At 53.6% G+C, this 787-nt stretch carries 1 pseudogene; it reads right to left on the reverse strand.

What is annotated here, in order from left to right:
- Positions 1 to 21 precede the first annotated feature (21 nt).
- Positions 22 to 720 (reverse strand): annotated as a pseudogene (locus tag TR61_RS19425) (IS30 family transposase); the annotation flags it as partial.
- Positions 721 to 787: the final 67 nt, after the last annotated feature.

Raw genomic sequence — 787 nt, forward strand, 5'->3', positions numbered from 1 at the left:
GATTGAACGACGCGCAATTTAGGGCAGATCACGGAGAGCTTTCATGATCCTGCCCATGACTGGTTTAGTGCGCTTGTTGGGATTCTTCAAAAGCACGGTGAACCGACTGACGCGCTCGACCAGCGAGGTTACGTTTGATTGTCCAAAGCGTTGTTTGAACAAGACAAGATCAGCCTCCCAGTGCCCAAACTGGCGACGATGTGCGACATCATCCGGACGGAACAGAATGCCGACATCACGATCAAACTTAGGCTTCTGGCGCTTTCTGGCCCGGCGTGGACGACGCGCTTTGCGATGCTCGGGCAGGTACCACCACAGCTCCTGATCCATGCCTTCTTTCGAGTAGATGTAGCGATAGATCGTTTCCTGGCAAACGCGCAGTTTGGCGCCTTCGTAGATCATGCGATTGCCGATCTGCTCGGGCGTCCAGCCTTGCTTGATCCGCGCGATCACGGTCTTGCACAGGTCTGGATGCCGGATCAGCTTGCGTTGTACGGATCTACGCCTGTCCGTCTGCAATTGTGCTGCGTGACCGAAGTAGCCTGCATACTTCTTCGGGAAGGCATCATCAGCCCAGAAATTCCGTTTGATCTCACGAAAGATCGTCGATTTGTGGCGTTTCAAGACGCGCGCTATCTCTCTGACGGGGACATTTGCATGCCACCAGGTCTCAATCTTTCGGCGTTCTTGCAGCGATAGTTGCGTGTATACGGCTCCCATGCCATGATCTCCTATTAGATAACTCTTTGTTTTCTAATAGGAGTCGCACTTCAGGGTAGCGCGCTCC

The sequence above is a fragment of the Aestuariivita boseongensis genome, from assembly GCF_001262635.1.
GTDB lineage: Bacteria > Pseudomonadota > Alphaproteobacteria > Rhodobacterales > Rhodobacteraceae > Aestuariivita > Aestuariivita boseongensis.